The organism is Mesorhizobium sp. P2_B11 (assembly GCF_056404855.1).
On sequence record NZ_JBFUDF010000003.1, the window covers coordinates 809917 to 833152 of the forward strand.

The window sequence follows — 23236 nt, forward strand, 5'->3', positions numbered from 1 at the left end:
GGGCCAGGGGCATGCGTCACAGAAGTTTCACGGCAATGGCCGCGCTAGCGGCCGTCCTGACGGTCAGCGGTTGTACGACGGAGAACGTCGACAAGACCAAGACCACATCGATCCAACCGGCGGCAAAGGACGTTAGCACGTCCGACCTGGCGCAAGGCAAGGCGCAGTTCCGCGACGCCAATTACGGCCTTGCCGAACAGCATTTCCGCAAGGCTGTGGAGTTGAAGGCCGACAGTGCCGAGGGCTGGATGGGGCTGGCCGCGTCCTATGACGAGCTCGGCCGCTTCGACTTCGCCGACCGTGCCTACGACCAGCTGTTGAAGGTTGCCGGGCGCAAGCCGCAGATCATCAACAATATGGGCTATTCGCAGTTGCTGCGCGGCAACAAGAAGAAGGCGAGAGCGCTGCTGATGGAAGCTAGGGCGGGCATGGCCGACCCGACCGTTGTCAACGCCAATCTGGCGCTGCTCAACAAGGGCTGAGGCTTCGCAACCGTCGTTTGTGGCATCTGCCGTTATCTATCGACGGTTTGTAAACCCTGTCGGAAAGTTGCACTGGAAGCCCGGCCAAAAACGGTATCTCCGGTCGGCTGCATGCCTATGATGCAGTGCAACAGTCGATCCCCAAAGGCTACCGTTTATCCATGCTGGATTTCAGTTCGCTCCTGCTGGCGGCTGCGCTGTCAGGCACATGCCTCAGTGTTACCATGTTTGCGATCTGGTTCACGGCGCCGCGGGCGCGCTTCGTGTTGACGGTGGCGTGCGGCATCCTGGTGCTTGTCGCCCATGTCATCGTCTTCTGGCGCTACACAAGGGAGCCCAACCCCTGGCTTTGCCAGGCAGCGCTGGCGCTGCTCAGCCTCGGTTTCCTTACCCTTTCGCTTTCGGCCATGCAGTATCTCGGCGTGCGCAATTACAGTCGCGCCGTGCTGCCGGCCCTGCTTGCGATGGCGATCTGCGCAGGCGTGACCTATCTCGGTTTCGACGGTGCCGGCTTTATCCTCACCTATGCGACGGTAACGGTGCTGCTCGCCTCGATCGGGATGATGTTCTGGATCAAGGGCGGCGGTCATGACCGCGGCATTCTCCTGGTCGTCTCGGCGCTGAGCGGCGTTTGCGCGCTGTCCTTCGGGCTCTGCGGCGCGGTGCTTCTGGTCAAGGGCCAGTGGGTGCTTGGCGTTGCGCCCGACAATTGGGCCGAGCGGCTGAATTCCGTCGTCGCGGTCGCCTGCATGACGGCGCTCGGCGCGCTGACGCTGTCGCTGCACCATTTGCAGGCGCAGATCGAATTGAAGGCCGAGACCATGACCGACCCGCTGACTGGCCTGATGAACCGGCGGGCTTTGAATTCACTCTATGGCGAGCGCGTCTTCGGTCCGTTCATGTCGGTCGCCATGTTCGACCTCGATCATTTCAAGCGGACCAACGATGTCTATGGTCATCCGGTCGGCGACCGGGTGCTGTGCCGCTTCGCCGCAATCATCAAGAAGTATGACAGGGCCGGCGTCGACGCCTTCCGGCTGGGCGGCGAGGAATTCGCATTGGTCATGTCGCGGATGACCGAGGACAAGGCCTACGATCTCGCCAGCAAGATCGGCGTCGCGTTCGGTACCGAAGTGGTGCCGACGCCGCGCGGTCCGCTGCGCAGCACCGTCAGCGGCGGCATCGGCTTTGGCGAGGAGGCCGGCAGCAGCCTCGACCACGTGCTGGCCGAGGCCGACAAGGCGCTCTACGCGGCCAAGAACGCAGGGCGAAACCGCGTGCTTGTCCGTGACCGTGTGAGCAAGGCCGACGGGCCGGCCTTGCGTTCTGCCTGACAGGTCAGAGTGTTACTCGGCGGCGCCGAGATATTCCGACAGCGGCGGGCAGGAGCAGACGAGGTTGCGGTCGCCGGCGACATTGTCGATGCGCGACACCGGCGGCCAGTATTTGGCTGCGGTATCGGCGTCGCCGGCAGGGTAGGCCGCTTCCAGCCGCGAATAAGGATGCGTCCACTGGCCGGCAAGCGCTTCGGCCGCCGTGTGCGGGGCGTTGACCAGCGGGTTGTCCTCGAGCGGCCATTCGCCCTTTGCCACTTTCGCTGCCTCGCCGGCGATGGCGATCATCGCCTCGCAGAAGCGATCCAGCTCGCGCTTGGGCTCGGACTCGGTCGGCTCGACCATCAGCGTGCCGGCGACCGGGAACGACATGGTCGGTGCATGGAAACCGTAGTCGATCAGGCGCTTGGCGATGTCGTCGACGCTGATGCCGGCGCTTTCCTTGAGCACACGCGTGTCGAGGATGCATTCGTGCGCGATGCGATCGTGCCGGCCCTTGTAGAGCAGCGGGAAGTGTGGCGCGAGGCGGGTCGCCACGTAGTTGGCCGAGACGATGGCGGTTTCCGTCGCCTGCTTCAGGCCGGCGGCGCCCATCATGCGAATGTACATCCAGGTGATCGGCAGGATGGAGGCGCTGCCGAACGGTGCTGCCGACACTGCATGTGCCGACCCCTCGGTGACATGACCCGGCAGATAAGGCTGGAGATGCGCCCTGACGCCGATCGGGCCGACGCCCGGACCGCCGCCGCCGTGCGGGATGCAGAAGGTCTTGTGCAGGTTCATATGGCAGACGTCGGCGCCGATGTCGGCGGGCCGCGCCAGCGCGACCAGCGCGTTGAGGTTGGCACCATCGAAATAGACCTGGCCTCCATGCTCATGGATCAGGGCGCAGAGGTGGCGCGCGCCTTCTTCGTAGACGCCGTGCGTCGAAGGATAGGTGAACATCAGCGCGGCGAGATTCTTCGAATGCTCGTTGGCCTTGGCCCGCATATCGTCCATGTCGATGTTGCCGTCTTCCAGGCAACGCACGACGACGACATTCATGCCGGCCATCGCCGCACTCGCCGGATTGGTGCCATGGGCGGAGGAGGGGATCAGGCAGACGGTGCGATGGCCTTGGCCGCGCGCGCGGTGATAGGCGCGGATGGCGAGCAGGCCGGCATATTCGCCCTGGCTGCCGGCATTGGGCTGCAGGCTGACGGCGTCGAAGCCGGTGATCTCCGACAGCCATCCCTCCAGTTCGCCGACCATGGCGCGATAGCCGGCCGAATGGCTGGCCGGTGCGAAGGGATGCAGATTGGCGACGCTCGGCCAGCTGACCGGCATCATTTCGGCCGCCGCGTTGAGCTTCATGGTGCAGGAGCCCAGCGGGATCATGGTGCGGTCGAGCGCCAGATCCTTGTCGGCCAACCGGCGCAGCAAGCGCATCATGTCGGTCTCGGAGTGGTTCTCGCGGAAGACCGGCTGGGTGAGGAATTCCTTGCCGCGCGGCTTGCCGGGCATCGTGCCGGCCTCGGCAGGGCCTGGCTTGGCGCCGAACAGGGCGGCGATGGCCTCGAGATCCGCCTCGGTCGAGGTCTCGTCGAAGGCGATGCTGATGCGGTCGGCATCGATGACCCGCAGCAACCGGCCATCCTTTTCAGCGGCACCGTCGATCGAAGCTGCCTTGCCCTTCACCTCGACTGTGACCGTGTCGAAGCGGCTTGAGCCGAGCACGAAAACACCAGCGGCCTTCAGGCCCGCCGCAAGGCGGTTGGCGAGCTCATGGATGCGCGCAGCAATGGCTTGCAGGCCGGTGGGGCCATGCCAGATCGCGTAGGCCGTCGCCATGTTGGCAAGCAGCGCCTGGGCGGTGCAGATGTTGGAGGTCGCCTTGTCGCGGCGGATATGCTGTTCGCGCGTCTGCAGGGCGAGGCGATAGCCAGGACGGCCCTTGCTGTCGGTGGACTGGCCTACGAGACGGCCAGGCATCAGCCGGGTCAATTTGTCGGAGACGGCGCAATAGGCGGCGTGCGGGCCGCCAAAGCCCATCGGCACGCCAAAGCGCTGCATCGGGCCGACGGCGATGTCGGCGCCGAGCTTGGCCGGTGCGTCGGTCAGTGTGAGCGCAAGCGGATCGGCGATGAAGACGACGACCGCACCGGTGGCGCGGGCCTTGTCGATCGCCGCCTTGTGGTCGCCATAGACGCCAAACGTGTCCGGCCAGGAGACGAGCAGGGCGGCGGTGTTGTCGTCGATGGCTTCGCCATCGATCTCGATGCCGAGCGGCTCGGCACGGGTGCGCACGACATCGAGTGTCTGCGGGTGCGGCGTGCCGGCCAGCRCCACCTTGGTGCGCTTGTCGCGATGATGGCGCAAGGCGATGCCGACCGCTTCGGCGACGGCAGTGGCTTCATCGAGCAGCGAGGCCGATGCCACCGGCAGGCCGGTCAATTCGGTGACCAGGGTCTGGAAGTTGAACAGCATTTCCAGGCGGCCCTGGCTGATCTCGGCCTGGTAGGGCGTGTAGGCGGTGTACCAGGCCGGGTTCTCGAACAGATTGCGCTGGATGACCGGCGGCACGTGCACACCGTGGTAACCGGCGCCGATGAAGCTCTTCAGCACTGTGTTCTTCGCCATGGTCGCTGCCAATTCGGCCAACGCTTCGGCTTCGCTCGCCGGTGCGGGCAGGGTCAGCGGCAGGTCGAGGCGGATCGACTGTGGCACGGCCTGGCTGATCAGCGTCTCGACAGAGGGAACGCCGATCACGGCAAGCATGGCTCTGACGTCGTTAACGCCCGGACCGATATGGCGGGCCGAGAAGGGGGTAAGTGCTGCGCTCATTGCAATCGTTCCTGATATCAACCGATATGGGCTTTGTAGGCGGCCTCATCCATGAGGCCGGCGAGCTGGCCTTCGTCGGCGAGCTTCATCTTCCACAGCCAGCCGGCGCCGGTCGCGGCCGAGTTGACCAGCGACGGGTCCGAGGACAGCGCGCCGTTGGCGTCGGTGATCTCGCCGTCGACCGGCGCATAGACGTCGGAGGCCGCCTTGACGGATTCGACGACCACGGCGGTATCGCCCTTGCTCAACTTCGTGCCGATTTGCGGCAGTTCGACGAAGACGAGGTCGCCGAGTTGTTCCTGCGCATAGTCGGTGATCCCGACGGTGGCGATGCCGCCCTCGACGCTCAGCCATTCGTGATCTGCGGTGAAATAGGTTTTTGCCATCGGGATTTATCCTTTGCGGTAGCGATGAGGAGTGAAGGGCAAGGAACTGATATCGATCGGGATTTTCGTCCCACGAACATCGGCGAAGAGTTTTGTGCCTGGCTTGGCCAAGGCCGTTGTGGCGTAGCCCATGGCGACGGGATGACCGGCCGAGGGGCCGAAGCCGCCTGATGTGACATGGCCCGCCGGATTGCCGTCGGCGTCGAACAGGGCAGCACCGGCGCGCACCGGCTGGCGGCCTTCCGGCTTCAGGCCGACACGCTTTTGCGCCGGGCCACGTTCCAGGATCGAGCGCAAGGCGTCGGCGCCGATGAAGGATCCGCTGGCTCTGATATCCCTAGGGATTGCCCACATCAGGCCGGCGCTGGCCGGGTCGAACTCCGGCGTAATGTCCTGACCGTGCAGGCAGAGGCCGGCCTCGAGCCGCAGCGAGTCGCGGGCGGCAAGGCCGATCCACAGCACGCGCTCGTCCTCGAGCAACTTTGCAACCAGAGCCCGCGCATCCGCTTCCGGCAGGCCGATCTCGAAGCCGTCCTCGCCGGTATAGCCGGAGCGGCTCATGAACCAGTTCTGCTTCGGCTCGATGCCGTGCATGAACAGCAGCGAGCCGGTTTCGATGCCGGCGCGCGACAGGGCGGCCCAGGCTTCCGGGCCTTGAATGGCGAGAAAGACGCGGTCGAGCGCATCGACTTTCACGTCGAAATCCGCGGCCAGGGCGCGCAGATGCTTCTCGTCCTCGACAGCATTGCCGGCATTGGCGACGACCATGAACCTGCTGTCGCCGAGCCGGGTGACGATCAGGTCATCGATGATGCCGCCGGCCTCGTTGAGGAAAAAGGTGTATTTCGACTGGGAGATGTCGAGCGCGCCGGCATCGAGCGGGCAGGCGCGGTTGAGCAGCGCGACAGTGCCCGGTCCGCTGACTTCGAACAGCTTCATATGCGAAATGTCGAACAGCCCGGCATGTTCGCGGGTGTGAAGGTGCTCCTTCATCACGCCCGCCGGATAGGTCAGCGGCATCGACCAGCCGGCAAAGGCGCCGAAGCGCGCGCCGGCTGCGCTGTGCAAATCTTCGAGGGGTAGGTGTTTGGTGTCGTCGCCCGTCATGTCATCTCCAGAGTCGCACGCAATCGGCCGCTGCTGGCGACCAGTCCGTGCCCCTCTGTCTGAAGCCTGAGAGACTCGCGCAACCGGAACTCTGTCGGCGACGCTTACACCTTCGGCGCGGGGGCAAGCCCCGACTTTCCAGAGTGTCTTTCCCGTCTACGGTTCTTTTGCCTGAGAGATTTCGGGCGATTTCCCCTTCGGCGGCAGCTCACGCTGCTCTCTCCCGCAAACAGGTAGGACTCAGACCCTGAGCCCTCGACGCGCCATCCATAGCTTGTCGGCGACTCCTTGTCACCTGCCTGCGACATCAAAGGTGTATCGATATTCAGGTGAGGCCGGCCAGCAAACGCTGGCCTCCTGCGCTTCCGGCCTTCGCCGGCCGAAGCATGCATTCATGAGAGTGGTGGCAGTTAAGGCTACGGCCGGCGTAGGCCGGTGCTCTCGTACTTGAGTACGCTCCGCTCCGGTTCTCGGAGACCATCATTTCCGACTCGGCCTGACCTGAATCTCGATACACCTTACAGCGCTCAGGGGTTGGCAAGTCTTCGCTAACCACGCCGTTTGCCGGTTTTTCAAGACACTGCTGATATTTTGAAGGCAATGACTCTGGGGATGCAGCGGACGGGGACTGACAGATGGGCGAAGGGATCGGGAGCGCGCCGGTGGCGGGGCTGAGTGCGAAGGATCGCATCACGGCGCAAGATGTCGTCATGTTGCGTCGCGACGTGTTCGCCGACGGCGTGGTGAGCCGCGGCGAGGCCGAGGCGTTGTTCGCGCTCGACGCGACGGCAACGGACAAATGCCAGGAATGGCCGCCCTTCTTCGTCGAAGCGGTCACCGATTACATCGTCCATCAGGAAAAGCCGGCCGGCTATATCTCGCAGGACAATGCCGACTGGCTGATCAAGACGATTTCGCGCGACGGCATGGTCGACAGCGTGACCGAGCTGGAGCTGCTGGTGCACGTTCTGGAGAAGGCGAAATCATCGCCCGGCCGGCTGTCCGCCTATGCGCTGGAACAGGTCGCCCATGCCGTGGTCGACGGCAAGGGACCGCTGATGCTCGGTGGCGCGCTGGTTCCCGGACTGGTCGCCAAGGCCGAGGTCGACCTGCTGCGCCGCATCCTCTACGCTTACGGTGGCGACGGAAACATCGCCATCACCCGCACCGAGGCCGAGGTGCTGTTCAGGATCAACGAGCAGACTTCCGCCGCCGGCAATGATCCGTCCTGGAACGAGCTGTTCGTCAAGGCGATTGCCAATTTCGTGATGTGTTCGGCCGGCTACGAAGCGCCGACGCGCGAGGCTGCCTTGCGCAGGGATTCCTTCTACGAACAGGCCGAACCCGAGATCGGCGGGTTCTTCAGCCGCATGGTGTCGGGCGGGCTCGCCGGCATCATGGAGGCCTATCGTTCGCCCGGCGATATCGAGGCCGAGTGGGAATCGAAGAACCGCGCCGCCGAGGCGCTCGCGCGCCGGGCCGAAACGATCGACGCCGAAGAGGCGAAATGGCTGGCCGAACGCATCGGCACCGACCGCCCGCTGCACGACAATGAGCGCGCGCTGCTGACGCTGATCAAGCACGCCTCTCCGGAGATCCATCCGGCGCTCAAGCCACTTCTCGACAAGGTGGCCTGACCGACGAGCGTCGCCGCCAGAACGTTTCACCGTTTCGGGGAAACGGCGAACCRCTCTACCTCTTTTTTTTTTGCAATTCCGGACGGAAAACCGCTCACACTTTTCCTGGAATTGCTCCAGATTTTGGCAAGCCGGAAAACACCCTGTCAGTTTCGACAGGGTTCTTCGGCGATGAAACTGCTCTACCCTTGAGTGGGGACGTCCACTCTTGGGGAGAACACTACATGAATATGCTTCGTAAAGCGCTTGCGGTTGCATTTGCCGTCGGCCTTGGCTCGACGGCTTTCGCCGGCGGAATCACGCCGGAAAAACAGGCCGACGCGCGCACCAAAGTCGAGACGGCGGTCGCGTTGGCCAACATCGCCAAGGCCGACAAAGATGGAGAGGCGATGCTGGTTGCCGCCAGAATGCTGGCTGAGGCGGGACCGGTGGCCGAGCAAGGCGCCAAGATGACGGACGGCAAGCCGACATTCATCGACGCCGGCAAGATGGCGGCGATGGCCAAGGAACTGGGCGCCGACGCAAAGAAGGCGGACGCCGTTGCAAGCATGGCCACGTCAGGCGAACAGGCCCGCAGCGACGGTTACTGGTACTACAGCTGCGATTCCTACAACAACTGCCAGTGGATTTACGCCGGCTATTGAGCGGGGTTGGGGCAGGGCGTAACCGGTCGGCTCGTGGCCTCCCACGGGCCGATCGTCATTTCGTGGCGCGAAGATCAAATCCCGCCATACCAGTCGTAGCCATTGTCTTCCCAGTAGCCACCGCGGCCGCCGCCGACACTGGCGAAACTGTCGACCAACTCGATCTTGTAGAGATATTTCGGCATCTTGTAGCCGAGCTGGCGTTCGACGCGAACGCGCAGCGGCGCGCCGTTTTCGACCGGCAACGGCTTGCCGTTCAAGCCATAGGCGAGGATCGTCTGTGGGTGGCGGGCGTCGATCAGGTCGATGGTGCCGTAATATTTGATATCGCCGGAGAGAGATCGGTCGATCGTGTCGAGGCAATGGAACATGACGTAGCGCGCCTCAGGCTTGACCACAGCCTGGTCCAGCACCAGCGACAGCGGCGTTCCGGTCCATTTGGCGATGCAGCTCCAGCCCTCGACGCAGTCATGCCGGGTGATCTGGGTGCGGCTCGGCATGTTCTGCAGTTGCTCGCGGCTGAGCGAGAGCGGCTTTTCGACCAGCCCCGTCACTTCCAAACGCCAATCGGCGAAATTGTTGGCGAGCAGGCCTTTGTAGGTGTCGTCGTCGGGCGCGGTGACGCCATTCGGCCGCTGCGGCTGACGGATGTCGGCTTCGGAAAATTCCGGCGCCAGCGCATCGCGGCCGGCAAGCAGGCGCTGAGCGCGATAGGTCAGGCCATTGGCGTTTTCGAGGAAACTGCGCAGGCCGTCGCCCATGCCGAGCTGGCTGTCGAAAGCATCGCAACCCGACAGCATGATGCCGGAAACGCCGAGGCTGGCGCCGGTCAGGAATTTGCGGCGGCTGATCTGGAATTTAGCCATCTTACGCACTCCTCTCGGTGTCGCCATGCGTTGGCGGATCGGTGCGGTACCAGCCGGTGAGGATCGAACGCAGCTCGTTGATCGGGCCGGCAGCGAGGATCATCAGCATGTGGATGATGAAAAACCCGACCAGCAGCACCATCACCGTGAAATGGATGGTGCGCGCCGTCTGCCTTCCGCCGAGCACCTCGTTGAGCCAGGGCAGCACCGAGTTCATGCTCGGCGACATGGCAAGGCCGGTGATGATCATCAGCGGCAACAGCACGAACAGCACGCCGCCATAGGCCATTTTCTGCAACGTGTTGTATTCGCGGGTGTGGTGAAACCTGAGCTTGGCGTGGTCGATGACGTCCTGCGGCAAGCGCTTGAGGTCGTCCAGGCGCGGCGCCAGATCGCGGCGCAGGTGGCCGTTGACCAGGCTGGCGACCAGCCAGACGACCAAGGTGGTGGTCAGTATCCAGGCGAAGAAGAAATGCACGACGCGGGCGGTGCCGAGGTCGTAGTAGGACGGGATCGTCGCCCAGGACGGGAAGGCGCGCGAGGTCTGCTGCCCGACCGGCCCCGACCAGCCGAGCACGCCGGTGGTGTCGAAGCGATGGCCGAAGATTTCGGTATAGCCGCGCGGGCCGGTCGCGGTGTTTTCGGCGCCGATGGCAAAGACGGTGTTGTTGTAGCCGAAACCGGATTGCTTGCCGATATAGAGCTGCGGGCGGGCGTTGAAGATCTGCAGGCCGGACAACAGCATGAAGAACAGCGAGATGGCCCACAGCCAATGCGTCAGACGCGTCCAGCGCGACTGCCGGTAGATCAGGGTCGTCTCCTTCGGCGTAGTGGCATCAGCCCCGATGCTGGGCTGACTCATGGCAACGGATTCCATATTTCCTGGTCTCCTGGCTGCGCGATCTCGCGCTTGTCGTTCTCCTCCCAATACGTCGCTATCGAAAGCGATGTTTCATCCGATCACGTTTTTATTACGGGCCACGGTTTTGACACCGGGACGGATTGCTATGGATTGCCGAGGCTGACGGCGAGATTGACGACGGCGGCGACGATGACCGTGTTGAAGAAGAAGGACAGGATCGAATGGACAAGCACGACGCGGCGCATGTGTGAGGTCGTGATCGCTGTGTCGGCCGTCTGCGCGGTCATGCCGATCACCGTCGCGAAATAGAGGAAATCCCAGCCTTCGGGCCGTTTGCTGCCGGGAAAATCGAGGCCGCCGACCGGCATTTTCTTCTTGGTTTCGGTATCGATCGCATCGCCGTCCATCCAGTAGACGTGCGCGTAATGAAGTGCGGCCATGGCATGGATGGTGAACCAGCCAAGCGGGATCGACAGCATCGCGATACCCAGCTCGATGGGGTCGCGGTCCTTGTGGTTGATCAGCAGGAACAACAGGACAATGGCGATGCTGACGACGCCCAGCGTGATGGCAAAAATGCTCAGCACCGGCAGGTCGACCTCGCGCGCATTCTTGCTGAGATAGCGGCCGGACAGCAGCGGCATCTTGGCGAGGACCAGCGCAATGAAGACGACGAAGAAGGCGTCGGCAGCGACCGAGACGGAATAGGCAAGCGGCAAGCCCGCGATCAGCGCGATAACCAATGCCGGCAGACCGACGCAGGCCGACACCAGGAATTGCTTGTGCCGGTGCAGCGGGTTCGTGATGGGGATGTCTGTCGCCATGGGCCGGCCTCGGGTGCCGTTTCTAGATCAGTTCACCGTTTCACGGAAACGGCGAACGGCTCTATCTTTTTGTTTTGACGCAATTCCGGACGGAAAACCGCTTCACACTTTTCCTGGAATTGCTCTAGCCCGGTGTGACGGATTTCAGCGCGCGCCGCAAGATACGGTCGAGTTCGCCTAGGAAGCGCGAGCGGTCCTGCGGTGCAAAGCTGGCATTGTAGCCTTTGCTCTCACCGGTCTCGCGCAGATGCTGCTTCAAATCGCGCATCGCCACCGCCATGCCGATGGTTTCAGGCGTGAACGGGCGACCTGTGGGACCGAGCACATGGGCGCCCAGCGCCACCGCACGGGCGGCAAGCGGAATGTCGGCGGTAATCACGATGTCGTTGGATTTTGCATTGTCGACGATCCAATCGTCGGCGGCGTCGACACCTTTGGAGACCACGACGTTGCGGATCATCGGATCGCGCGAGGGACGCAGCCCGCCATTGGAGACGTAAGTGACGACGATGCTATGGCGCTCGGCGACCTTTTCGACCTCAGCTTTCACCGGGCAGGCGTCGGCGTCGACGTAGATTGCAGGTGCGGGCATTGTCTCTCCAAACGAACATGGGGCCGGCATGTTACCCGGCCCCATGTCAGAAATCTCGTATTGTCAGGCCGGCAGTGCGCCCGACTTCTTCGCGGTCCAGGTGGCGATATAGTCCATCAAGCCGGGGTTCAGGCAGTCATAGGGCTCGAGCCCGATCGACTTCAGCTGGCCGCGGATGCCGTCCATGCGCTTCGGGTCGACACCGGATTCGATGATCGACGAGACGAAGGCGGTGAAGCCGGGCGGTGACCAGCCGTCCTCCTGGAAGCGCTCGGGATGGATGAAGGACAGGCCCTTGAACGGATGGTCGCGCTCGACCGGCCCGTGCATGTGGACACCGCAGCCGGTGCAGGCATGGCGCTGGATGAGTGCCGAGGGGTCGACCACTTTCAGCTTGTCGCCGTTCTCGGTGACGGTGACGTCGCCGGTGCCGGCGACCGCCACGACCGAGAACACGGCGCCTTCTGGTTTCCAGCATTTGGTGCAGCCACAGGCATGGTTGTGGGCGATCTGGCCCTTGACCTTCACCTTCACCGGCTTGCTGGTGCAGGCGCAGACCAGCGTACCGCCGGCAAAGCTCGCGCTTTCCCTAGGCAAGCCATTGTCGATCTTAGGATGTAGTTTTTCCGGCATTTTCTTCCTCCCTTGTTTTCGGTCATACAGCTTCGGTGTCGATGACCGCTTCAGTTTCCATGAGGTGCACTTTTAGCAAGCGATGCACCGCGGGCAGGCTCCTCTTCAAAAAAGTGTCGCGCACGAGAAAGGTGATTTCATCCAACGCTTGATCGATCTCTCCCAGGTCGATCTGGATGCGGTTGTTACCTCTGAAGCTGCGCCAGAGATCCTCGCCGAAATTGTGTATTCGATGGACATCCGACCGCTCCCAGTCGGTGAACCGGATACGAACACGAATTTGGGCCTCTTTCACTAGTAGACGACCACGCTCCTGATCGACTTGCCCTCATGCATGAGGTCAAAGCCCTTGTTGATGTCTTCCAGCTTCAGCAAATGGGTGATCATCGGGTCGATCTGGATCTTGCCGTCCATGTACCAGTCGACGATCTTCGGCACGTCGGTGCGGCCGCGCGCGCCGCCGAAGGCGGTGCCCATCCAGGTGCGGCCGGTGACGAGCTGGAACGGCCGGGTCGAGATCTCCTGGCCGGCGCCGGCAACGCCGATGACGACCGACTTGCCCCAGCCGCGATGCGAGGCTTCCAGCGCCTGGCGCATCACCTTGGTGTTGCCGGTGCAGTCGAATGTGTAGTCGGCGCCGCCGATCTGGTCAGCGCCGCGCTTGGTCATGTTGACGAGGTGCGGGACGATGTCGCCTTCGATCTCCTTCGGATTGACGAAATGCGTCATGCCGAAGCGTTCGCCCCACTCCTTCTTGTCGTTGTTGAGGTCTACACCGATGATCATGTCGGCGCCGGCCAGCTTCAGGCCTTGGATGACATTGAGGCCGATGCCGCCGAGGCCGAAGACGACGGCGGTCGCACCTTGCTCGACCTTGGCCGTGTTGATGACGGCGCCGATGCCGGTGGTGACGCCGCAACCGATGTAGCAAATCTTGTCGAAGGGGGCGTCGGGATTGACCTTGGCCACCGCAATCTCGGGCAGCACGGTGAAGTTGGAGAAGGTCGAACAGCCCATATAGTGAAAGATCTTGTCCTTGCCGATCGAGAAGCGCGACGAGCCGTCCGGCATCAGTCCCTGTCCCTGCGTGGCGCGGATGGCGGTGCACAGATTGGTCTTGCGCGACAGGCAGGACGGGCACTGCCGGCATTCCGGCGTGTAGAGCGGAATGACGTGGTCGCCCTTCTTGACCGAGGTGACGCCCTTGCCGACATCGACGACGACGCCGGCGCCCTCATGGCCGAGGATCGCCGGGAACAGGCCTTCAGGATCTGCGCCCGACAGCGTGAACTCATCGGTGTGGCAAATGCCGGTCGCCTTGATCTCGACCAGCACCTCGCCCTCGCGCGGTCCGTCGAGGTCGACCTCCATGATCTCCAGCGGTTTTCCGGCGGCGACAGCGACTGCGGCGCGGGTTTTCATCAGACAATTCCTCCCATGCGATTTTGGCTCCAAGGGTTTCAGCATTTTCATACTGTTTCAACCCGCTTTGACGACGAACGATGACGCAAAATCATGTGATGGCGCAAAATCATTCGTTCAATTTTCCGCCGCCACTCCAACCGGTTCCCGCAAGATCGTATCGGCAGGCTTAGCCGCTCCTTCGCAAGCTGAACGCTGCCGTCCCTCGAGCAGTGCTTGAGCCCGGCTGCCGAAGCCCATAAGAAGGACGAAAGACCTGAGGAAACGCCTTCGATGTTCACGAAAATCCTGATCGCCAATCGCGGCGAGATCGCTTGCCGCGTGATCAAGACGGCGCGCAGGATGGGGATTGCCAGCGTCGCGGTCTATTCCGATGCCGACCGCGACGCCGTGCATGTCGAAATGGCCGACGAAGCCGTGCATATCGGGCCGTCGCCCGCCGCGCAAAGCTATCTCCTGCCGGAAAAGATTATCGCCGCCTGCAAGGAGACGGGCGCGCAGGCCGTGCATCCCGGCTACGGCTTTCTGTCGGAGCGGGCCGCCTTCTGCGAGGTGCTGGAGGCGGAAGGCATCGTCTTCATCGGCCCAAAGCCCAAGGCGATCAAGGCGATGGGCGACAAGATCGAATCGAAGAAGTTCGCCAACGCGGCAAAAGTTTCGACCGTGCCAGGCTGGCTTGGCGTCATCGAAAATGCCGACCATGCGGAAAAGATCGCCGGCGAGATCGGCTATCCCGTGATGATCAAGGCCTCGGCCGGCGGCGGCGGCAAGGGCATGCGCATCGCCTGGAGCCAGTCGGAAGTGCGCGACGGTTTTGACCGGGCGCGCTCGGAAGCCAAAAGCTCGTTCGGCGACGACCGCGTCTTCATCGAGAAATTCGTTGTCGATCCGCGCCATATCGAAATCCAGGTGCTGGCCGACGCGCACGGCACCGCGCTCTATCTCGGCGAGCGCGAATGCTCGATCCAACGCCGCAACCAGAAGGTGGCGGAAGAGGCGCCGTCGCCATTCCTCGATGCCAAAACCAGGAAGGCGATGGGCGAGCAGGCCGTGGCGCTGGCCAAGGCCGTCGACTACCAGAGCGCCGGCACCGTCGAGTTCATCGTCGATGCTGAAAAGAACTTCTATTTCCTTGAAATGAATACACGATTGCAGGTCGAGCATCCGGTGACGGAGCTCATCACCGGCATCGATCTGGTCGAGCAGATGATCCGCATCGCCGCCGGCGACAAGCTGGCTTTGAAGCAAAGCGACGTCAAACTGAACGGCTGGGCGGTGGAAAGCCGGCTTTACGCCGAGGATCCTTACCGCAACTTCCTGCCGTCGATCGGCCGGCTCACGCGCTACCGGCCGCCGGAGGAAGGCACGTTCGGCGACATCGTCATCCGCAATGACACCGGCGTCACCGAAGGCTCCGAGATATCGATGTTCTATGACCCGATGGTGGCCAAACTCTGCACCTGGGCGCCGACTCGTATCGAGGCGATTGATGCCATGTCGGAGGCGCTCGACAGGTTCGTCGTCGACGGCATCGAGCACAACATCCCGTTCCTGGCGGCACTGATGCAGCATCCGCGCTGGCGCGAGGGGCGGATATCGACCGGCTTCATCGCCGAGGAATATCCCGACGGCTTTGCGCCGATCGTGCCCGATGAGGACGAGAAGGCGGTGCTGGCGGCGATCGCCACCGCGGTCGAGCTTCTGCGCCGCGACCGGCTCGATCGCTTAGGCGGGCGGCTGGCGCCGCATTCGGGCGCGCTCAAGCGCGACTGGGTGGTGAAGATCGGCGAGGATTATCTCAAGGCTTCGATTCTTGAGGGCATGATCTCCATCCCGATGGAAATCGACCTGTCGGTCGATGGTGGCAAGGCGCTGACAGTGACGTCCGACTGGCGGCCGGGCGATCTGATCTGGCGCGGCACGGTCGGTGGCCGGAAGGTCACAGCGCAGATTCGGCCGCTGCCGAATGGCCTGCGCATCGCCTGGAAAGGCATGTCGGTGAACGCACGCGCCATGTTGCCGCGAACCGCGGAGCTGGAAAGGCTGATGCCGGAGAAGGTGGCGCCGGACACCTCGAAAATGCTGCTTTGCCCGATGCCGGGGCTGGTCGTGTCGATTGCTGTTGTCGAAGGGCAGGAGGTCAAGGCCGGCGAAACGCTGGCCGTGGTCGAGGCAATGAAGATGGAAAACGTGCTGCGCGCCGATCGTGATCTGGTCGTGTCGAAGCTCAACGCCAAGCCGGGCGACAGCCTTGCGGTCGACGCGGTGATCATGGAGTTCGCCTGAGAATTCGGCGTGGAGATTTGGACATGGCGAAGCTCGTCTTTGGAATGAACCAGTCCCTGGATGGCTATGTCGATCATGATCATGATGACATGAAGACGAGCCCCACGCTGTTCGATCACTGGACCCGGCACGTACGCGACCTCTCCGGCAGTGTGTATGGCCGGCGCATGTATGAGACGATGCGGTACTGGGATGAAGACCGTCCCGAATGGGGCGCGGCGCAACGCGATTTCGCGGCGGTGTGGCGGCGCCAACCAAAATGGGTTGTATCGCGTTCGCTTAAATCGGTCGGTCCCAACGCCACCTTGGTCGAGGGTGACCTGGAGAAAGTGATACGCGGGTTGAAGGCTCAACTGCTTGGAGAGATTACCGTTTCCGGGCCGGATCTCGCGCGAAGCCTCACCGACCTCGGCCTGATAGATGAATACCGGCTCTACCTCCACCCCGTCGTGTTTGGCCACGGCAAGCCATTCTTCGCCGGGCCGAGGCCACCTCTGCGTCTTGTGTCCACCGACCGCGTTGATGAGGACGTAATCAGGCTGACATACGTTCCGGCTTGATCGCGTGGATTTCCCGGCAAGACACCGGCAAGGCGCGTACGGCTAGCCGTAGTGGAGCATCGTAGTTTTGGGGGACGGAGGGTCGTTTCGCTGGCAGTCGGTGCGGCGGACGACTAGATTAGCCTCAAACCGAGATTCTCAAACACCAGCAGGGCCTGAACGGGTGGCAGACGCAACAACGACACGCGATCCGTTGAAAAAGGAAGCCATTGAAAGGGCGAGCCGGCCCGAAAGGCCGGCGCGGCCGTTCATCCATCTGCGCGTGCATTCGGCCTATTCGCTGCTCGAAGGCGCCTTGCAGGTCGCCGCCGTTGTCGGTCATGCCGTCAAGGACGAGTGCCCGGCCATTGCCATCACCGACACCAACAATCTGTTCGGCGCGCTGGAGTTCGCGCAAAAAGCGGTGAAAGAGGGTATCCAGCCGATCATCGGCTGCCAGATCGATCTCGCCTTTTCCGGCGAGACCAGTGACGCGCAGCGCGACCGCCGCCGCACTGGGCCGGATATGCATGCCGTGGTGCTGCTCGCCGCCACCGAGGCCGGCTACGCCAATCTGGTCAGGCTGGTCAGCCAGGTCTATCTGGAGACGCCGCCGGGCGAGCCTGTGCATCTGACGTCAGCAATGCTGGAGGGCCATAGCGATGGCCTGATCTGCCTCAGCGGTGGCCCGCGCGGCCCGATCGGCCGGGCCCTGAAGGAGGACCGCCGCGACCTCGCCGAAGCGCGGTTGCTGGCGCTCAAGGCGCTGTTTGGCGACCGGCTCTATGTCGAGCTGGATCGGGTTTCCGGCTATGACCGCGCCATCGAGAAATCGACAGTCGATCTAGCCTATGTCCATGACCTTCCGCTGGTCGCCACCAATGAGGCGTTCTTTTCCGCCCGCGACGACTATGACGCACATGACGCGCTGATCGCGATTGCCGAGGGTTCGGTCGTCGCCGCCGACAACCGCCGCCGGCTGACAGCGGATAATTTCCTGCGCAGCCAGGCCGATATGGCAAGGCTGTTCGCCGATTTGCCGGAAGCGGTCGACAACACCGTCGAGATCGCGTTGCGCTGCTCCTACTATCCCAAGAACCGCAACCCGATCCTGCCGCGCTTTACCGGCGGCGACGTCGCCGACAATGAGTTGGCGCTGAAGGCCGAGGCCGACGAACTGCGCCGCCAGGCCCAAGAGGGGCTGGAGGCGCGGCTGGCGGCGCATGGACCCACTGCCGGTTATACGGTCGAGCAGTATCGCGAGCGGCTCGATTTCGAGCTCTCCATCATCGAGAAGATGAAATTCCCCGGCTACTTCCTGATCGTTGCCGACTTCATCAAATGGGCGAAGGCGCAAGGCATTCCGGTCGGGCCGGGCCGCGGTTCAGGCGCCGGATCGCTGGTTGCCTATTCCACCACCATCACCGACATCGACCCGCTACGGTTCTCCTTGCTGTTCGAGCGCTTCCTCAACCCGGACCGCGTGTCGATGCCCGACTTCGACATCGACTTCTGCCAGGACCGGCGCGAAGAGGTCATCCGCTACGTCCAGCAGAAATACGGCCGCGACCAGGTGGGACAGATCATCACCTTCGGTACGCTGCAGGCGCGCGCGGTGCTGCGCGACGTCGGCCGTGTGCTGCAGATGCCCTACGGCCAGGTCGACAAGCTCTCCAAAATGGTGCCGCAGAATCCGGCCAATCCGGTCAAGCTGGCGGACGCCATCGCCAACGAGCCGCGCTTTGCCGAGGAGGCCGAGAAAGAACCGATCGTGCAGACGCTGCTCGACATGGCGCAGAAGCTGGAAGGCCTCTACCGGCACGCCTCGACCCACGCTGCCGGCATCGTCATCGGCGACCGGCCGCTGTCGGAGCTGGTGCCGATGTACCGCGATCCGCGATCGGACATGCCGGTCACCCAGTTCAACATGAAATATGTCGAGCAGGCCGGGCTGGTAAAATTCGACTTCCTCGGCCTGAAGACACTGACCGTGCTGGAAACAGCGGTGAAGCTGATCCGCCGCCGCGGCATCGAGATCGATCTGGCGACGATCCCGCTCGACGATCCCGACACCTACGCCATGCTGTCGCGCGGCGAAGTGGTCGGCGTGTTCCAGGTGGAAAGTGCCGGCATGCGCAAGGCGCTGATCGGCATGCGGCCCGACTGCATCGAGGACATCATCGCGCTAGTGGCGCTCTACCGTCCCGGTCCGATGGAGAACATCCCGACCTACAACGCCAGAAAGCATGGCGAGGAGGAGATGGCCTCGATCCATCCCAAGATCGACCATCTGGTGAAAGAGACGCAAGGCGTCATCGTCTACCAGGAACAGGTGATGCAGATCGCGCAGGAGCTGTCCGGCTATTCGCTCGGCGAAGCCGACCTGCTGCGCCGCGCCATGGGCAAGAAGATCCGCGCCGAGATGGACAAGCAGCGCGAGCGCTTCGTCTCCGGCGCCGTCGAGCGCGGCGTCGGCAAGCCGCAGGCCGACTTCATCTTTGACCTCTTGGCCAAGTTCGCCGACTACGGCTTCAACAAATCGCACGCGGCGGCCTACGCCGTGGTTTCCTACCAGACCGCCTTTCTCAAGGCGCATTACCCGGTCGAATTCCTGGCGGCGTCGATGACGCTCGACATGGGCAACACCGACAAACTCGCCGATTTCCGTCAGGATGCGCTGCGGCTCGGTATCGAGGTGGTGGCGCCGTCGGTGATGACCAGCTTCCGCAATTTCGAAGTCGGCGAGAATCGCATCTACTATTCGCTTGCGGCGCTGAAGGGGGTTGGCGACGCGGCGGTCGAGCATATCGTCGCGATGCGCGGCGAAAAGCCGTTCAAGAACCTCGCCGATTTCTGCGAAAGGGTCGACCCGAAGATTGTCGGCAAGCGCGTCTTCGAAAGCCTGATCATGGCTGGCGCGCTGGATTGCTTCGGCCATGACCGCGCCCAGATGGTGGCCGGCGTCGAACGGATGATGGGGCTGGCCTCGCTGGCGCAGCAGAATGCGGTCTCCGGCCAGGCGGACATTTTCGGCGCGTCGCTGGGCGCGCAGTCGCAGGCGCTCAATTTGCCGCAGACCGATCCGTGGCTCGCAGCCGACCGGCTGCACCGCGAATTCCAGGTGGTCGGCTTCTATCTCTCGGCGCATCCGCTCGATGAATACAAGGCCGCCTTGCAGAAGATGCGGGTGCAGAACTGGGGCGAGTTCTCGGCTGCCGTCAAACGCGGGGCTGCCGCCGGGCGGCTGGCCGGTACGGTCACCACCAAGCAGGAGCGCAAGACGCGCACCGGCAACAAGATGGGCGTCATCGCCTTTTCCGACACATCGGGCCAGTATGAAGCCGTGCTGTTTTCCGAGGGGCTGGCGCAATATCGCGACCTGCTCGAGCCCGGACGTTCGGTGGTGATCACGGTTTCGGCCGAAGACCGGCCCGAAGGCGTCAATCTGCGCATCCAGACCGTGCAGTCGCTGGAGGATGAGGCCAGCCGCATCCAGAAGGCGCTGCGCATTTTCGTGCGCGACGCCGCTCCGATCGGCATGCTGGCCGGCCAGCTGGCGGTGAAGGGCGAAGGCCAGGTCAGCTTCGTGCTGATCAAGGAGGCCGGGCAGGGCGAGGTCGAGATCGAATTGCCCAACCGCTACCGCATCTCGCCGCAGGTCGCCTCTGCGATGCGCGCGGTGCCGGGTGTGGTGGAAGTGGAACTGGTGTAATATCCAGGACCGCCTGATCTTTGGCGGCCGGGGGGGGGGCGCCATGGATCCGCGGACTGCGGCTTTCGAACTCATACGCATGGTCAATGAATACCGGGTGTCGCAGGCGATCTGCGTTGCCGCCATGCTCGGCATCGCCGACCACATCAAGGACGGCAGGCGTTCCGCCGACGAGCTTGCAAGCCTGACCGACACGCATCCGCGCGCACTCTACCGGCTGTTGCGCGCGCTCGCGGCCATCGGCATCTTTCACGAAAGCGAGGACGGGCACTTCTCCCTGACCGTGCTTGGCGGCGCCTTGCGCTCCGACGCCGAGCATTCTGCCGCGCCGTGGGCGGCCTTTGTCGGCAGACCCTATTACCGGCAGGCCTGGAGCGACCTTCTGTACAGCGTCGAGACCGGCAAGAACGCATTTCGCCACGCCCATGGCAAAGGCGTCTGGGACTACCGGGCCGAGCATCCGGAGGAGTCGGCCATCTTCGATCGGGCGATGGGCGCTTTTTCGCGCGGCGTCGCGGCTGCGGTGCTTGCGGCCTACGACTTTTCGCCGTTTGCGGTCATCATGGATGTCGGCGGCGGACGCGGTGCGCTGCTCGCCGAGATCCTCGCCGCCACGCCCGCCAGCCGGGGTATTTTGTTCGACCAGCCGCATGTGGTGGCACGTGCCGGTCCGGTTATGGCTGCGGCAGGGGTTGGCGAGCGCTGCGACATTGTCGGCGGTGATTTTTTAACCGCGTTGCCTGCGGGCGCGGATGGCCTGCTGCTCAAATGGATCCTGCATGACTGGGATGATGCGACCTGTGTCGCGATCCTGAAGAGCTGCCGCCGGGCTATCAGCAGGGACGGCAGACTGCTGGTGCTCGAGGCCGTGCTGGCGCCGCCCAATCAGGGGGCGGACGCCAAATTCTTCGATCTCAACATGCTGGTCGCGCCGGACGGCCAGGAGCGGACGGCGGCCGAATACAGGTCGCTGTTGGCGCAGGCAGGGTTCGAGGTGACCTCGATTGTCGAGGCCGGGCCGCATATCGGCATTGTCGAGGCGAGGCCGGTGTGATTGGGCAGCGGCGCCCCGCCAGTGCGGCTTGCGGCGGCCCCTTTCGCCGCCATGAAAATCGGCTATAGAATGGATTTGTGGGCACCGTCTCATCGAACCGATAACCAGAAGCCGAACCGCTGAGGTGGCACCGTCCATCGAGCGGAGCGGGTTTCAAATCTTCGAGGTTTACGATGAACGATGCCAAAGCCATCCGTTTCGGCCGTGTCGCCGCCATGCTGCCTGTCACTGACATGCAAAGGGCCACCGCCTTCTATTGCGGCGTGCTCGGCTTTGCCAGGACTTTCGAGAATGGCAATCCGGTAGGCTTCATGATCCTGGAGCGCGACGACGCCGAGCTGCATTTGACCCTGCAGAAGGATCACCGGGCCGTGCATTTCAACATTGCGCATATGATGGTCGGCGACGTCGATGCCATGCACGACGCCTGCAAGACGCACGGCCTGCGCATCGTCAAAGGCCTGCGCGACCATGACTATGGCCTGCGCGCCTTCGTCTTCGAGGATCCCGATGGCAATCGCATCGACGTCGGCCAACGCATCGCGACGTGACGGTGCTCTGGGCCTGACATCACGGCCGATAGGGCCAGCGTGGCGGGCATGGTTGAAGTGAAGCTCCTTTGAACCACATGCGTTGAGCACGAACGTCAAAGGAATGCACACTCATGCCCAGCCGCGAACGCGTTGAAGCCTTTCTCAAGGAGGTGGTCGAAGGCAGCCATGTCAAGGCGATCGCCGATTTCTACCATGACGATGCGACCATGCAGGAGAATCTCGGCGTCCCGCGGCGGGGCAAGGAAACGCTGATGGCGCATGAGCAAGCCGCACTCGACCGAATTGAGAAGATGCACACGCATCCGGTTCAGACGTTCCTGGTCGATGGCGACCATGTCGCGATCCGCTGGACCTTCGACAGGATCGACAAGGCCGGCACCGTGCGGCGGCTGGAAGAGGTGGCCTTGCAGCGCTGGCGCGGCGACCGGATTGCGGAGGAGCGGTTCGTTTATGATACCGCTTCGGCATGGCGCCTTGTCGGGCCCGACGGCAACGTCGTGGAGGGCTGACGACGTTCGCCGGCCAGGCAACGCCTACTGGACGTCCTCGGCCGCGGACGCTACGCACTGGTGATGAAAGCGGACAAGGACGGATTGCAGCAAAGCTCTGCCATGGCGCGGCTGCGTGACAGGCTGCGCAAGCTCTATCACGGGCACACGCCTGCGGCTTTCCGGTTCCAACTGGCGGCCGTCACCATCGACCTCGCCATCATCGCCTTCTTCATCGCCACGCCCGTGCTCCAGGACAAGCCGTCCTTCCTGTGGCTCGATTACTCCGTGGCAGTGCTGGTCGCAGCCGATCTGATTGCCCGGTTGCTCGCCTGCACCGACATGCTGCGGCTGATGAAACAGCCGACATTCTGGATCGATGCCTTCATCCTGTTGACGCTGCTGATGCCGACGGCGCTGGCAAACCTGGCGTTTCTGCGCATCCTGCGACTATGGTCGCTGTCGCGCAGCGGCTCGCTGTGGCGGCATTTCGAGATGCGCGGGCTAAAACCCTGGCGCGAGGCAAGCCACGCGGTCATCAACCTGTTGACCTTCCTGTTCGTCATCACCGGCTTCGTCTACACCTTCTTCTTTCGCACCGGCGCCGGGCTCGAAAACTATGTCGATGCGCTGTATTTCACCGTCGCCACGGTGACGACGACCGGTTTCGGCGACATCGTGCTGCCGGGGATTGCCGGCAAGCTGACCGCAATTGCCACCATGATCATCGGCATATCGCTGTTCGTGCGGCTGGCGACGGCGATCTTCCGCCCCGCGAAGGTTTTCTTTCCCTGTCCGCAATGCGGCCTGCAGCGGCACGAGCCGGACGCCGTGCACTGCAAGGCGTGCGGCCATCTACTCAACATTCCAGACGAGGGAAGCTAGGTGTGTTGATATTCAGGTGAGGCCGGCCTGCAAACGCTGGCTTCCTGCGCTTCCGGTGCTCACGTACTTTGAGTACGCTCCGCTCCGGTTCTCGGAACCCAGCGTT

At 63.2% G+C, this 23236-nt stretch carries 21 protein-coding genes and 1 riboswitch; of the genes, 11 read left to right on the top strand and 10 right to left on the bottom strand.

The window, feature by feature from the left end; all coding sequences use genetic code 11:
• The first annotated feature begins 11 nt into the window (after nt 1-11).
• Together AC1DYJ_RS12520 and AC1DYJ_RS12525 are read left to right on the top strand one after the other, a co-directional pair.
• Nucleotides 12-482 carry a hypothetical protein gene (locus AC1DYJ_RS12520; RefSeq protein ID WP_477281188.1) on the top strand — a complete coding sequence of 157 codons (471 nt, stop codon included), beginning with the start codon at nt 12-14 and terminating at the stop codon, nt 480-482.
• 161 nt (nt 483-643) lie between these two features.
• Nucleotides 644-1816 (top strand): GGDEF domain-containing protein, encoded by a 1173-nt coding sequence (locus AC1DYJ_RS12525; RefSeq protein WP_477281190.1) that lies wholly within the window; start codon nt 644-646, stop codon nt 1814-1816.
• A gap of 12 nt (nt 1817-1828) precedes the next feature.
• Here AC1DYJ_RS12525 and gcvP read toward each other — a convergent pair whose 3' ends face one another.
• Genes gcvP through gcvT form a run of 3 tightly spaced genes read right to left on the bottom strand, consistent with a single transcriptional unit; the run spans nt 1829 to nt 6132 of the window.
• Complete coding sequence (gcvP, locus tag AC1DYJ_RS12530; RefSeq protein ID WP_477426083.1) at nt 1829-4639, bottom strand: aminomethyl-transferring glycine dehydrogenase; 2811 nt, start codon at nt 4637-4639, stop codon at nt 1829-1831.
• Nucleotides 4640-4656: 17 nt separating this feature from the next.
• Complete coding sequence (gene gcvH / locus AC1DYJ_RS12535; RefSeq protein WP_477281193.1) at nt 4657-5025, bottom strand: glycine cleavage system protein GcvH; 369 nt, start codon at nt 5023-5025, stop codon at nt 4657-4659.
• A gap of 6 nt (nt 5026-5031) precedes the next feature.
• Entirely contained in the window at nt 5032-6132 is a 1101-nt protein-coding gene (gene gcvT / locus AC1DYJ_RS12540) for a glycine cleavage system aminomethyltransferase GcvT (RefSeq protein WP_477281195.1), read from the bottom strand.
• Between the two features lie 149 nt (nt 6133-6281).
• Nucleotides 6282-6368: riboswitch (glycine riboswitch) on the bottom strand.
• A gap of 399 nt (nt 6369-6767) precedes the next feature.
• Here gcvT and AC1DYJ_RS12545 point away from each other — a divergent pair.
• Both AC1DYJ_RS12545 and AC1DYJ_RS12550 read left to right on the top strand, forming a co-directional pair.
• Entirely contained in the window at nt 6768-7769 is a 1002-nt protein-coding gene (locus tag AC1DYJ_RS12545) for a hypothetical protein (RefSeq protein ID WP_477281197.1), read from the top strand.
• A gap of 224 nt (nt 7770-7993) precedes the next feature.
• On the top strand, nt 7994-8413 hold the full coding sequence (locus AC1DYJ_RS12550; RefSeq protein WP_477281199.1) for a hypothetical protein: 420 nt from the start codon (nt 7994-7996) through the stop codon (nt 8411-8413).
• Nucleotides 8414-8487: 74 nt separating this feature from the next.
• On the opposite strand, the gene AC1DYJ_RS12555 is transcribed toward AC1DYJ_RS12550, so the two are convergent.
• The 7 genes from AC1DYJ_RS12555 to AC1DYJ_RS12585 form a co-directional block, all read right to left on the bottom strand.
• Nucleotides 8488-9279: a molybdopterin-binding protein gene (locus tag AC1DYJ_RS12555; RefSeq protein ID WP_477281201.1), complete on the bottom strand. Its 792-nt coding sequence runs from the start codon at nt 9277-9279 to the stop codon at nt 8488-8490.
• A 1-nt stretch (nt 9280) separates the two neighbouring features.
• Nucleotides 9281-10141 (bottom strand): cytochrome b/b6 domain-containing protein, encoded by an 861-nt coding sequence (locus tag AC1DYJ_RS12560; protein ID WP_477281203.1) that lies wholly within the window; start codon nt 10139-10141, stop codon nt 9281-9283.
• A 143-nt stretch (nt 10142-10284) separates the two neighbouring features.
• On the bottom strand, nt 10285-10965 hold the full coding sequence (locus AC1DYJ_RS12565; RefSeq protein WP_477281205.1) for a DUF1345 domain-containing protein: 681 nt from the start codon (nt 10963-10965) through the stop codon (nt 10285-10287).
• Between the two features lie 124 nt (nt 10966-11089).
• Entirely contained in the window at nt 11090-11557 is a 468-nt protein-coding gene (locus tag AC1DYJ_RS12570; protein ID WP_477281207.1) for a YaiI/YqxD family protein, read from the bottom strand.
• Nucleotides 11558-11620: 63 nt separating this feature from the next.
• Complete coding sequence (gfa, locus tag AC1DYJ_RS12575) at nt 11621-12190, bottom strand: S-(hydroxymethyl)glutathione synthase (RefSeq protein WP_477281209.1); 570 nt, start codon at nt 12188-12190, stop codon at nt 11621-11623.
• A 22-nt stretch (nt 12191-12212) separates the two neighbouring features.
• Nucleotides 12213-12485, bottom strand: a complete 273-nt coding sequence (locus AC1DYJ_RS12580; RefSeq protein WP_477281211.1) for a hypothetical protein — start codon at nt 12483-12485, stop codon at nt 12213-12215.
• A complete protein-coding gene (locus AC1DYJ_RS12585) occupies nt 12485-13612 on the bottom strand; it encodes an S-(hydroxymethyl)glutathione dehydrogenase/class III alcohol dehydrogenase (protein ID WP_224691851.1) in 1128 nt (375 codons plus the stop codon). Before AC1DYJ_RS12585 ends, AC1DYJ_RS12580 begins: the two co-directional genes overlap by 1 nt.
• 273 nt (nt 13613-13885) lie before the next feature.
• On the opposite strand from AC1DYJ_RS12585, the gene AC1DYJ_RS12590 reads away from it, so the two are divergent.
• The 7 genes from AC1DYJ_RS12590 to AC1DYJ_RS12620 all read left to right on the top strand — a co-directional run bounded on the left by AC1DYJ_RS12590 (nt 13886) and on the right by AC1DYJ_RS12620 (nt 23130).
• Nucleotides 13886-15898, top strand: coding sequence for an acetyl-CoA carboxylase biotin carboxylase subunit (locus tag AC1DYJ_RS12590; RefSeq protein WP_477426085.1), 2013 nt, complete (start codon nt 13886-13888; stop codon nt 15896-15898).
• A gap of 23 nt (nt 15899-15921) precedes the next feature.
• A complete protein-coding gene (locus tag AC1DYJ_RS12595) occupies nt 15922-16458 on the top strand; it encodes a dihydrofolate reductase family protein (protein WP_477281215.1) in 537 nt (178 codons plus the stop codon).
• Between the two features lie 193 nt (nt 16459-16651).
• The gene (gene dnaE, locus AC1DYJ_RS12600; protein WP_477281743.1) at nt 16652-20149 is read left to right on the top strand and encodes a DNA polymerase III subunit alpha; all 3498 of its coding nucleotides are present in this window, start codon (nt 16652-16654) and stop codon (nt 20147-20149) included.
• Nucleotides 20150-20192: 43 nt separating this feature from the next.
• Nucleotides 20193-21203, top strand: coding sequence for a methyltransferase (locus tag AC1DYJ_RS12605; RefSeq protein ID WP_477281217.1), 1011 nt, complete (start codon nt 20193-20195; stop codon nt 21201-21203).
• Nucleotides 21204-21376: 173 nt separating this feature from the next.
• Entirely contained in the window at nt 21377-21754 is a 378-nt protein-coding gene (locus AC1DYJ_RS12610; RefSeq protein ID WP_477281219.1) for a glyoxalase superfamily protein, read from the top strand.
• Between the two features lie 113 nt (nt 21755-21867).
• Nucleotides 21868-22266, top strand: coding sequence for a nuclear transport factor 2 family protein (locus AC1DYJ_RS12615; RefSeq protein WP_477281221.1), 399 nt, complete (start codon nt 21868-21870; stop codon nt 22264-22266).
• A 63-nt stretch (nt 22267-22329) separates the two neighbouring features.
• Nucleotides 22330-23130, top strand: a complete 801-nt coding sequence (locus tag AC1DYJ_RS12620) for a potassium channel family protein (RefSeq protein ID WP_477281223.1) — start codon at nt 22330-22332, stop codon at nt 23128-23130.
• Nucleotides 23131-23236: the final 106 nt, after the last annotated feature.

Bases quoted from the DNA above. Each gene is read 5' to 3' on its own strand.
- AC1DYJ_RS12520 (WP_477281188.1), top strand. From the start codon at position 12: ATGCGTCACAGAAGTTTCACGGCAATGGCCGCGCTAGCGGCCGTCCTG.
- AC1DYJ_RS12525 (WP_477281190.1), top strand. From the start codon at position 644: ATGCTGGATTTCAGTTCGCTCCTGCTGGCGGCTGCGCTGTCAGGCACA.
- gcvH (WP_477281193.1), bottom strand. From the start codon at position 5,025: ATGGCAAAAACCTATTTCACCGCAGATCACGAATGGCTGAGCGTCGAG.
- gcvT (WP_477281195.1), bottom strand. From the start codon at position 6,132: ATGACGGGCGACGACACCAAACACCTACCCCTCGAAGATTTGCACAGC.
- AC1DYJ_RS12545 (WP_477281197.1), top strand. From the start codon at position 6,768: ATGGGCGAAGGGATCGGGAGCGCGCCGGTGGCGGGGCTGAGTGCGAAG.
- AC1DYJ_RS12550 (WP_477281199.1), top strand. From the start codon at position 7,994: ATGAATATGCTTCGTAAAGCGCTTGCGGTTGCATTTGCCGTCGGCCTT.
- AC1DYJ_RS12555 (WP_477281201.1), bottom strand. From the start codon at position 9,279: ATGGCTAAATTCCAGATCAGCCGCCGCAAATTCCTGACCGGCGCCAGC.
- AC1DYJ_RS12560 (WP_477281203.1), bottom strand. From the start codon at position 10,141: ATGAGTCAGCCCAGCATCGGGGCTGATGCCACTACGCCGAAGGAGACG.
- AC1DYJ_RS12565 (WP_477281205.1), bottom strand. From the start codon at position 10,965: ATGGCGACAGACATCCCCATCACGAACCCGCTGCACCGGCACAAGCAA.
- AC1DYJ_RS12570 (WP_477281207.1), bottom strand. From the start codon at position 11,557: ATGCCCGCACCTGCAATCTACGTCGACGCCGACGCCTGCCCGGTGAAA.
- gfa (WP_477281209.1), bottom strand. From the start codon at position 12,190: ATGCCGGAAAAACTACATCCTAAGATCGACAATGGCTTGCCTAGGGAA.
- AC1DYJ_RS12585 (WP_224691851.1), bottom strand. From the start codon at position 13,612: ATGAAAACCCGCGCCGCAGTCGCTGTCGCCGCCGGAAAACCGCTGGAG.
- AC1DYJ_RS12590 (WP_477426085.1), top strand. From the start codon at position 13,886: ATGTTCACGAAAATCCTGATCGCCAATCGCGGCGAGATCGCTTGCCGC.
- AC1DYJ_RS12595 (WP_477281215.1), top strand. From the start codon at position 15,922: ATGGCGAAGCTCGTCTTTGGAATGAACCAGTCCCTGGATGGCTATGTC.
- AC1DYJ_RS12605 (WP_477281217.1), top strand. From the start codon at position 20,193: ATGGATCCGCGGACTGCGGCTTTCGAACTCATACGCATGGTCAATGAA.
- AC1DYJ_RS12610 (WP_477281219.1), top strand. From the start codon at position 21,377: ATGAACGATGCCAAAGCCATCCGTTTCGGCCGTGTCGCCGCCATGCTG.
- AC1DYJ_RS12615 (WP_477281221.1), top strand. From the start codon at position 21,868: ATGCCCAGCCGCGAACGCGTTGAAGCCTTTCTCAAGGAGGTGGTCGAA.
- AC1DYJ_RS12620 (WP_477281223.1), top strand. From the start codon at position 22,330: ATGAAAGCGGACAAGGACGGATTGCAGCAAAGCTCTGCCATGGCGCGG.